Source organism: Streptomyces aurantiacus JA 4570, from assembly GCF_000414115.1.
Taxonomy (GTDB): Bacteria; Actinomycetota; Actinomycetes; order Streptomycetales; family Streptomycetaceae; genus Streptomyces; species Streptomyces aurantiacus_A.
Genome location: NZ_AOPZ01000158.1, coordinates 1 through 9,347, shown reverse-complemented (window position 1 = coordinate 9,347; position 9,347 = coordinate 1). Strand labels below are relative to the sequence as shown.

General features: G+C 74.4%; 10 protein-coding genes. 3 read left to right on the top strand and 7 right to left on the bottom strand.

Annotated features, from left to right (window positions below; all coding sequences use genetic code 11):
- Positions 1 to 120 precede the first annotated feature (120 nt).
- The 4 genes from STRAU_RS17155 to soxR all read right to left on the bottom strand — a co-directional run bounded on the left by STRAU_RS17155 (position 121) and on the right by soxR (position 3,080).
- A complete protein-coding gene (locus STRAU_RS17155; RefSeq protein WP_016641609.1) occupies positions 121 to 765 on the bottom strand; it encodes a class F sortase in 645 nt (214 codons plus the stop codon).
- A 171-nt stretch (positions 766 to 936) separates the two neighbouring features.
- A complete protein-coding gene (locus STRAU_RS17150) occupies positions 937 to 1,506 on the bottom strand; it encodes a hypothetical protein (protein WP_016641608.1) in 570 nt (189 codons plus the stop codon).
- A gap of 214 nt (positions 1,507 to 1,720) precedes the next feature.
- Positions 1,721 to 2,569 carry an aminotransferase class IV gene (locus tag STRAU_RS17145; protein WP_016641607.1) on the bottom strand — a complete coding sequence of 283 codons (849 nt, stop codon included), beginning with the start codon at positions 2,567 to 2,569 and terminating at the stop codon, positions 1,721 to 1,723.
- A gap of 52 nt (positions 2,570 to 2,621) precedes the next feature.
- Complete coding sequence (gene soxR, locus STRAU_RS17140; protein WP_016641606.1) at positions 2,622 to 3,080, bottom strand: redox-sensitive transcriptional activator SoxR; 459 nt, start codon at positions 3,078 to 3,080, stop codon at positions 2,622 to 2,624.
- Positions 3,081 to 3,143: 63 nt separating this feature from the next.
- Here soxR and STRAU_RS17135 point away from each other — a divergent pair, with 63 nt between their 5' ends.
- Positions 3,144 to 3,794: an NADPH-dependent FMN reductase gene (locus STRAU_RS17135; protein ID WP_016641605.1), complete on the top strand. Its 651-nt coding sequence runs from the start codon at positions 3,144 to 3,146 to the stop codon at positions 3,792 to 3,794.
- A 51-nt stretch (positions 3,795 to 3,845) separates the two neighbouring features.
- Here the strand turns inward: STRAU_RS17135 and STRAU_RS17130 are convergent, their stop codons facing one another.
- Together STRAU_RS17130 and STRAU_RS17125 are read right to left on the bottom strand one after the other, a co-directional pair.
- A complete protein-coding gene (locus STRAU_RS17130) occupies positions 3,846 to 5,138 on the bottom strand; it encodes a sensor histidine kinase (protein WP_016641604.1) in 1,293 nt (430 codons plus the stop codon).
- The gene (locus tag STRAU_RS17125; protein ID WP_016641603.1) at positions 5,135 to 5,857 is read right to left on the bottom strand and encodes a hypothetical protein; all 723 of its coding nucleotides are present in this window, start codon (positions 5,855 to 5,857) and stop codon (positions 5,135 to 5,137) included. Before STRAU_RS17125 ends, STRAU_RS17130 begins: the two co-directional genes overlap by 4 nt.
- A 258-nt stretch (positions 5,858 to 6,115) precedes the next feature.
- On the opposite strand from STRAU_RS17125, the gene cutA reads away from it, so the two are divergent.
- Positions 6,116 to 6,442 (top strand): divalent-cation tolerance protein CutA, encoded by a 327-nt coding sequence (gene cutA / locus STRAU_RS17120; RefSeq protein WP_016641602.1) that lies wholly within the window; start codon positions 6,116 to 6,118, stop codon positions 6,440 to 6,442.
- A 114-nt stretch (positions 6,443 to 6,556) separates the two neighbouring features.
- On the opposite strand, the gene STRAU_RS17115 is transcribed toward cutA, so the two are convergent.
- Positions 6,557 to 8,737, bottom strand: a complete 2,181-nt coding sequence (locus STRAU_RS17115; protein ID WP_016641601.1) for a molybdopterin oxidoreductase family protein — start codon at positions 8,735 to 8,737, stop codon at positions 6,557 to 6,559.
- A gap of 178 nt (positions 8,738 to 8,915) precedes the next feature.
- Here STRAU_RS17115 and STRAU_RS17110 point away from each other — a divergent pair.
- Positions 8,916 to 9,347 (top strand): sirohydrochlorin chelatase (locus tag STRAU_RS17110; protein ID WP_037660023.1); only part of this gene is annotated, 432 nt, incomplete at its 3' end.

The window sequence follows — 9,347 nt, the reverse complement described above, 5'->3', positions numbered from 1 at the left end:
CCGCTGACGCGACGGGTTTGCTTCCGCCCGCCCGCCCGGTTTCTGCCGGTGCGACTGGGCCGAGGGTCACGGGTGGGCGGGTGGGAGAAGCCGCCGCGGAGCGGCGGAGTGGGGTTGCAGTCAGCGGGACCCGGTGAGGTGCGCGAAGACGACCACGTTGCCCTGGTAGCCCGTCTCCTTGGAGTACGCCCCACCGCAGGTGATGACCCGCAGCTCGGGCCGCGCCGCGGCGCCGTACACCTTCTCGTCGGGGAAGCCCTTCGCGTCGTACACCTCGACGGCGTCGACCGTGAAGAGGGCGACCCCGCCGTCCCGCCGCTCGACCTCGATGACGCGGCCCTTGGCGAGCCCGCCGAGGCGGTAGAAGACGGCGGGCCCCTCCGCGTTGTCGACGTGCCCGGCCACGATCGCCGTACCCCGCTCCCCGGGCGTGGTCCCCGCCTCGTACCACCCGGCGAGATTCTTGTGCCGCGACGGCGGCACGTCGAGGCTGCCCTGGCGGGTCAGCCCGAGGCCCATCAGCGGCGCGTCCACGTCGATGGCGGGGATGCGGATCCGGTCCGGCGGCGACGGCGGCAGCGGGGCGGCGGCGTTCAGCCCCGCGCGGCCGGTGCCGGGCGCGGCCGCCTGCGAGGCCGACGGCTGCGGCGGCGGACGCGTCGCCGTGCCCTCGTACACCAGCCAGGCACCGCTGCTCAGCGCGAGCGCGGTGCAGGTCGCTATGACGGAGGTGCCGAACCTCCCTCGCCGCTGTGTCCGGCGCATGACAGGCCCTCCCGGGGTCGGGGACAGGTGGTGGGGAACGAGGTGGGTGGGAGCGCGGCGGGCCGGTTCAGGGCCCACGGCCAGTCCCCGCCTCCCCCTCCCGGCCGCGAGGGACAGGCGGACGGAAGAGGGAGGGGAGCGGCGGTACGCGCGGACCGCGGAGGGGGTCCGTCAGATCCTGTCGCCTCTCGCCCGGCGATGCAGGAGCCAGGTACCGCCCGCGGCGGCGACGGCGAGAACCGCCACGCCCGCCGCGGTCTTCACGGGATCGGGGCCGAGCGCACCGCCGACCCCCGTCTTCACGTGCCCCCTCGGATGCACCGGCACGGGCACCGGCTGCTCCTCGCGGGCGGACGCCGTGGACGTCAGCGTCACCGACAGGTCGCCCGCCACCTGCTTGCCGCCGTCCGCGCCGGACCCGGCGCAGCGCGCGACGATCTCGTACGTACCGGGCTGCGCCGACGGCGGCACCTTGAACCGCCCGGACGCCACCTCCGGGCGCTCGGCCGGGGCGAGCGCGAAGGTGCCCGCGCCCACCGCGCTCGCGTCCCCCGTGGCGCCGCCGTCCGCGCCGCACGCCGTGGTGCGCACCGTGACGGTGGTGCCGGGCGTGACGGTGGCCGGTGCCACCTCCAGGCCGCCGACGGGCGCGGCGTTCGCCGCGGACGCGGGGGCGGCGAGCAGGCCGGCCGAGGTGACCGCGAGCGCGGCGGAGGTCGTCAGCTTGCGGGCAGTGCGCATGGGTGCTTGCTCCTGTCGAGGCTTCCGCCCCTCGTACGGGACGCACCTTCGAGGTAAGTGGCACTCGGCCCCGCACGCCTGCTGAGGAGGCATCAGAAACACTGCGCGGACCCGGCTCCTGACGCTTCGACGGGAACGTTCCAGCAGGTCACCGGGGGTGCCGCGGGGAGCGCACCGAAGCCGCGGCACGGCGCCTGTGAATGGGTGACCCGGCTCAGATCAGATCGCGGGGGACCTCCTCGTACACCCCGGCGACCGTCGCCATCAGCTTCTCGTCGAGCGGCAGGTCCAGGTCGTCCACGCGCCGCACCGGACTGACGCCCCAGGAGTTCACGACGAGGGCGGCCCGGTAGCCGGGCAGATTCCGCAGCCGCACCGGCCCCACGCGCGTGGGCAGCCCCGCGTCCGCGAGCCGTGCCTGAAGGAGCTGCATGGTGATGCCCGCCAGGTGCGGGCCGTCGGGCCACACCACCTCGTGCCCGTCGAAGAACGCGACGTTCGTGACGGCGCCCTCGCTGATCGTGCCGTCCGGGCCGGTGAGCAGCGCCTCGTCATAGCCCGCGCGGCGCGCCTCGCGCGCGTGGTAAGCCTGCCCGAAGCCGCCGAGGTGCTTGATGTGCGCGACCGGCCGTACGTACGGCACGGACTTCAGCGCCTGCGCCCGGTCCGCCATGACGGCGGGCAGCTCGGTCGGCGGGCGCACGGTGACCATCAGGGACGGGGTGCCGTCGGGGGCGTGCACGTACACGCGGACCGAGGCGTCGCCGATGACACCGGTCGCGCCGTCGGCCCCGCCGTCCCCGGCGAGCGCGTGCCGCACCAGCGCGCGCACCCGCTCGCCGTCGAGCCCCTGGTCGAAGAGCTCGCGGGTCGCGGCGTCCAGGCGCGCCAGATGCAGCCCGAGGCCGCGCACCCGGCCGCCCCTGACCTGCATCGCGGTGAAGTGCCCGAAGCCGTCGAGGGCGCGGGCCCGCAGCGTCTCGACGGCGGCGGGCGCGCCGTCGATCTCAAGTCGGGTCACATCGGTGGTGGTTGGCGGTGCCGGTGGCGGTGTTGTCGTCATGGCGCCACCGTACGTTCGCGGGTACGTGGCCACGTACGCCCGTACGCGGCCGTCAGTCCTCGATCAGGCGGCGCGGCCCCGGCCCGTGCGCCGCCAGCTCGTCCCACGGGTTCGACAAGGCGCACCGGTCGAGCGAGAGGCAGCCGCAGCCGATGCAGTCCGTGAGGTTGTCGCGCAGCCGTTGCAGGGCGCGGATGCGCTCGTCCAGGTCCGCCCGCCAGCACTCCGAGATGCGGGCCCAGTCCTCGCGGGTGGGCGTGCGGTCCTCCGGGAGCAGCTTCAGCACGTCGCGGATGGTGGCCAGCGGGATGCCGAGCCGCTGCGAGGTGCGGATGAAGGCGACGCGGCGCAGCGTGTCACGGCTGTAGCGGCGCTGGTTGCCGGAGGTGCGGCGGCTGGAGATCAGTCCCTCGCGCTCGTAGAACCGCAGCGCGGAGGGCGCCACCCCGCTGCGCTCGGCGAGTTCGCCGACGGTGGCTTCCTTGGCGTCCGGTGCGAGATGCGTCGTCATGCCGCCAGAGTAATCACGGACACGGCTTGACCTGAACCAAGGTTTAAGTCAGAAGCTCTCCGCATGAACACCACCACCACAGCTCAGACCGTTTCCGTCTCCCCGTCGCCCGCCGCCGCCCTCACCGCCACGGCCGAGGCGCCGGTGAAGGTCGCCGTGATCGTCGGCAGCAACCGCGAGGGCCGCTTCGGCCCGGTCGTCGCCGAATGGCTGCTGCGCCGGGTGCGCGGCCACGAGGGGTTCGAGGCGGACGTCGTCGACCTGGCCGAGGTGGACCTGCCCACCTCGCTGTCCTACCGCCCGTCCGCCGACGTCGTCGCCGAGCTCGCCAAGGTCTCCCCGAAGCTGGCGGAGGCCGACGCCTTCATCGTCCTCACGCCCGAGTACAACCACTCCTTCCCCGCGTCCCTGAAGAACGTCATCGACTGGCACCGCGACGAATGGCAGGCCAAGCCCGTCGCCCTCGTCTCGTACGGAGGCATCTCGGGCGGTCTGCGCGCGGTCGAGCACCTGCGCCAGGTCTTCGCCGAGCTGCACATGGTCACCGTCCGCGACACGGTCTCCTTCCACAACGCGGGCGCGCTCTTCGACGGCGAGGGCAACCACCGCGACCCCTCGGTCGCGGACGCCGCGGCCAAGGGCATGCTGGACCAGCTCCAGTGGTGGGCGTGGGCACTGCGAGGCGCCAAGAAGGTGCGGGCATACGGCAGTTGAGCCCAGGCGCGCGGGTTCACGCCTCCGACAGTTGGTCCCAGGCGCGCGGGTTCACGCCTCCGGCAGGTGTACGACGGCCACCGCCCCGCCGTCGGCGGCGTTGCTCAGCTCCACCCGCGCGCCGATGACGGCGGCCTGCCCGAGCGCGATGGTCAGGCCGAGGCCGGTGCCCTGACCGCGCTCCCGGGCGCCGGTCTGGAACCGCTGCGGGCCCTCGCGCAGCAGATGCGGCGGAAAGCCGGGGCCGCGGTCGCGCACGGTGACCGCGGCCCCGTCGACGCGCAGATCGACGGGGCCGCCGCCGTGCTTGCGGGCGTTGCCGACGAGGTTCGTCAGAATCCGCTCCAGGCGGCGCGCGTCGGTGCGTACGAGACGTTCCCCGGCGCGCGCGAACCGCACCCCGCCGCCGGTGAACTGATCGGCGCAGCCCGCCCGTTGGACCATGCCCTCGACGAGCGTGCCAAGGGGGTGCACGTCCAGGTCGGGCCGCTCCACGTCGGCGTCGAGCCGGGCGACCTCCAGGAGGTCCTCGGTGAGGGCGCGCAGCGCGACGACGCGGTCGCGCACCAGCTCGGTGGGGCGGCTCGGCGGCAGCAGTTCGGCCGCCGTGTGCAGTCCGGTCAGGGGCGTGCGCAGCTCGTGCGCGACGTCCGCGGTGAACCGCTGCTCGGCCTCCAGGCGCTGCTGGAGCGTGGCGGCCATGGTGTCGACGGCGGTGGCCAGGTCGGCGACCTCGTTCTTGCCGTGCCGGAAGCCCGGCGGCAGCGGATGGCCGATGCGGGCGTCCAGCTCGCCCTGGCTGATGCGCCGCGCCGTGGCGGCCGCGGTGCGCAGATCGCGGCTGAGCCGGCTGGCGATGGCGGCGCCGCCGAGCGCGGCGAGCGCCACGACGACGGCGCCGGACACGAGGAGCTGCCGGTCGAACTCGGCCATCTCGTCGGCCTGTTCGCGCAGCGGCATGCGTACGGAGAGGACGTGATCGCCGACCGGTCGCGCCGCCCACACGGCCGGTTCGCCCCCCTCGGTGCCGTCGAGGTCGAGGTACGTGGTGCGGCGCCCGTCGAGCGCGGCGGCCCGCAGCGGCCCCGGCAGCGATGCCGCGTCGATGGCCGCGTCCGTGTCGTCCTGCGGGACCTGCCCGGTCAGCTCGTACACCTGACGTACGCGGACGAGCTGCGCGGTGGCCGCGGAACGGGCGCCGTCGCACACCTGGTCCAGGCGCGCGTGGTGGATGAGCAGTCCGATGGCGAGGGCGACGACCGCGCACCCGGCGGCGAGCAGCGCGGCGATCTTCCAGCGCAGGCCGAGGGTGTGCCAGCGCAGGCCGAGGGTGCGGAGCCTCATGGTCGGGCTCCGGAGCCGCGGGAGTCACCGGAGGGCGAGGACGGGGAGCTGCCGTCCTCCTCCTCCGCGGCGTGCCCGGGCTTCTGATAGCTCTTGACGTCGCTGACCGTGGACATCCGGGTGCCGTCCCAGTGGTAGCGCACGGCCTGCTCGCCGCCGTCCGCGCACGGGCTGCGCACCAGCAGATCGGTGCCGAGCGTCTCGACGACGAGCCGCCGCCCCGCGGTGAACAGGATCGGATAGACCTTCCCGCGTTTCTCGTAGTAGACGGCGAGCACGCTGCGCCCGCTCTCCACGTCGATCGCGACGAGCATCTCGCGCCGCCCGTCGCCGGTGAGGTCGGCGAGCACCGGCGGCCGGATGCCCGGCTGCCCCGGCTTCTTGATCATCGGCCGGTCGGCGAGCGTCCGCAGCCGGGTGTCCGCGCGCAGCAGCTCCCGGGCGTCGGCCTCGGCGAGCCCGCCGGGCCCGAGGTCGTCGAGCCCTTCGAGCGGCTCGGGCGGCGGCTGCTTCGACGCCGTCTCCGCGCCGGGAGCCGACGGCGACGACCCCGACCAGGCGGACCACAGCGGCTCGGGGCGCGGCTGCACCGACACCGGCGGGGCCTTCTCACCGGTGCTGAGGCCGTCGGCGGCCCCGCACGCGCAGAGCACGGCGGCGGCCAGAGCGGCGAGGGGTGCCCCCAGAAGGAGGGGGCGGAGGCGGAAGCGCAGATTCATAGAGGGACCGAGAAACCGAGGAGCCGGGGCACCGGGGGCGGGGGGCTTGGTGGTGGCCGGCCCGGGGGGAAGCGCCGGGGATTCGGCGGAGACCGGCCACCGCATTCGACGGTAGGAAGAACGCGTCACAGAAACCAGGAGATTGTGTAACAGTCACCGCTAAAGCGAGGAAATGGTGAATATCAGGACCTTTGGCCAGGCCGGTAGCCTCCCAGGACCTGGGGCCCGCCCCACCCCCGACGACGAGGAGCGAGAACCGTGCCAGAACCGACCGTCCTCACGGTCCTGACCACCACGGACACCCCGGGCAAGGCCGACGCGTTGGCGCGCGGCGCGGTCGACGCGCACCTCGCGGCCTGCGCGCAGATCAACGGCCCGGTCACGTCCGTGTACCGCTGGGAGGGCGCCATCGAGACAGCGCGCGAGTGGCAGGTGCTGCTCAAAACCACCACGGAGCGGTACGAGGCGCTGGAGTCCTGGCTCGTCCAGACCCACGACTACGACACCCCGGAGATCATCGCCACCCCCGTGACCCGGGGCAGCGCGGCCTACCTGGCCTGGGTGGCCGAGGAGACGACCGCGTGACCCGCGCGAATATTTCAGCCCGTCCGGCGTTTGAGGACGAGCGCGAAGCGCGATGGACGGAGGCCCAGGGGTACGGCACCCCTGGGCCGACCAAGGGGCAGGCCGAGGGAAGCTTCACGCCGGCTCCAGTCGCACCGCGCACACCTTGAACTCCGGCATCCGCGACACGGGGTCGAGCGCAGGATGCGTAAGCGTGTTGGCCCGCCCCTCCCCGGGCCAGTGGAACGGCATGAACACCGTGTCGGGCCGGATCGAGGAGGTGACCCGCGCGGGCACCACCACCCGCCCGCGCCGCGACACCACGGCCACGGCCTCCCCGTCGGCGACCCGCAACCGCGCGGCCAGCCGCGGATGCACCTCCACGAACGGCCCCGGCGCGGCGGCGTTCAACTCGTCGACCCGCCGGGTCTGCGCCCCGGACTGGTACTGGGCGAGCACCCGCCCGGTGGTCAGCACGACGGGGTACTGCCCGTCGGTCTCCTCGGCGGAGTCCCGGTGCACGACGGGCACGAACCGGGCAAGGCCGTCCTCGGTGGCGAACCGCTCCAGGAACAACCGCGGCGTACCGGCGTGCGCCTCCTGACCGTCGGCGGCGGCCGGGCACGGCCAGAACACCCCCTCGCCGTCGCCCTCGGTGAGCCGCTCGTAGGAGATCCCGGAGTAGTCGGCGATCCCGCCCCCGCTGGCCCGCCGCAGCTCCTCGAACACCTCCTCCGGCGCCACCGGGAACCCCTTCCCGTGCCCGAGCCGCGAGGCGAGCCCGTGCAGCACCTCCAGGTCGCTGCGCACCCCGTCCGGCGGGTCCACGGCCTGCCGCCGCAGCAGCACCCGCCCCTCCAGGTTGGTGACGGTGCCGGTCTCCTCGGCCCACTGCGTCACCGGAAGCACCACATCGGCGAGCCGAGCGGTCTCGGACAGCACGACATCCGCGACGGCAAGAAAGTCCAAGGACCGGATCCGCTCCTCCACGTGCGCGGCGTGCGGCGCGGACACCACCGGGTTGGAGCCCATGAGCAGCAGCGACTTGACGTCCCCGCCGAGCGCGTCGAGCAGTTCGTACGCGGACCGCCCGGGCCCGGGCAGCGAGTCGGGGTCCACGCCCCACACCCCGGCGACGTGCGCCCGCGCCGCCGGGTCGGTGAGCTTGCGGTAGCCGGGCAACTGGTCGGCCTTCTGCCCGTGTTCGCGCCCGCCCTGCCCGTTGCCCTGCCCCGTCAGACATCCGTACCCGGAGAGCGGCCGCCCCGGCCTGCCCGTGGCCAGGCACAGATTGATCCACGCCGCGACGGTGTCCGTGCCCTTGGCCTGCTGCTCGGGCCCGCGCGCGGTGAGCACCATGGCGTGCTCGGCGTCGCAGAACTTCCGTACCACTTCCCGTAGTTGGGGCACCGGCACCCCGGTGATCCGCTCCACGTACTCGGGCCAGTGCGCCATCGCGGCGGCCCGCGCCTCCTCCCAGCCGGTCGTGCGCTCCCGGATGTACGCCTCGTCGGTGCGCCCCTCGGCCACCACGAGGTGCAGCAGCCCGAGGGCGAGCGCGAGGTCGGTGCCGGGGCGGGGCGCCAGATGCAGGTCGGCCTGCTCGGCGGTGCGGGTGCGGCGCGGGTCGACGACGATCAGCGTGCCGCCGTTCTCCTTCAGCTCCGTGAGGTACCGCAGCGCGGGCGGCATCGTTTCCGCGAGGTTGGAGCCGACGAGGATCAGGCACCCGGTGCGCGCGACGTCCGCGAGCGGGAACGGCAGCCCCCGGTCGAGGCCGAACGCCCGGCTGCCGGCGGCCGCGGCGGACGACATGCAGAACCGGCCGTTGTAGTCGATCTGCGAGGTCCCGAGCACGACCCGGGCGAACTTGCCGAGCGCGTAAGCCTTCTCATTGGTGAGCCCGCCCCCGCCGAACACCCCGCACGCGTCCGCCCCGTACGCGGCCCGCGTCCGCGCGAGCCCGTCGGCGACCCGGTCCAGCGCCTCGTCCCACCCGGCCGGTTCGAGCTCCCCGCTGACACCGGACCGCACCAAGGGCCCGGTCAACCGCACCCGCGAGGACAGCACAGCAGGTGCCGTACGCCCCTTCCCGCACAACGCGCCCCCGTTGACGGGGAACGCGGGCCGCTCCACGACCTCGACACCTTCCGGCCCACGCGTCAGCCCCATGCCGCACTGGAGCGCGCAGTACGGGCAGTGGGTGGGCGTGGCGGCGGTGTCCGACGCGGACGTGCGGGGCTCCGACGCGTCAGCGGGCCGCCCCGACGCGTCCGCGGGCCGTGCGGACTGTTCCGATGTCGCCATGAAGTGCATTCCGCCACTTTCCGGCGACCGTGTTTCACCGCCCGGCTCGGCCGGTTACGCCCGGGGTACGCCAACCTCCGCGCGCGCCGAGCCCTGGTGTGAGGCCGGCGGACGCCCGTGAGCCTCCCGAAAAGAGCCGTCACGGCGACGCAACGGGGCGGCAACGTGGCGCCGCCATCCTCGGTCCATGACGCCGTCGAACCCGCATCCGGACACCGCGACCACGCCGGGCCCCGCCACCACGCCGGGCCCCGTGACCGGGCTGGACACCGCCGCCCAGCTCATGGACCGCATCAGCGGCGAGCTGGGCAGCAGGCTCGGCCTGGTCGGCCGCGGCGGCTTCCCCGGGGCGCGCCCCGGGGACCCCGCCCTGGTCGTCGTCGCCCACGGCAGCCGTGACCCGCGCGCCCTCACGACTGTGACCGCGCTGCTCGACGCGGTCCGCGCGCTGCGTCCGGGGCTCGACGCCCGGCTCGGCCACATCGAGCTGAACGAGCCCGCCCTCGGCGACACCCTGCGCGGGCTGCCCGCCGAGGGCGCCGGGCCCGGCGCCGTTCTCGTACCGCTGCTCCTCAGCCGCGGCTACCACGTCAAGCACGACATCCCCGCCGCGGCCGCC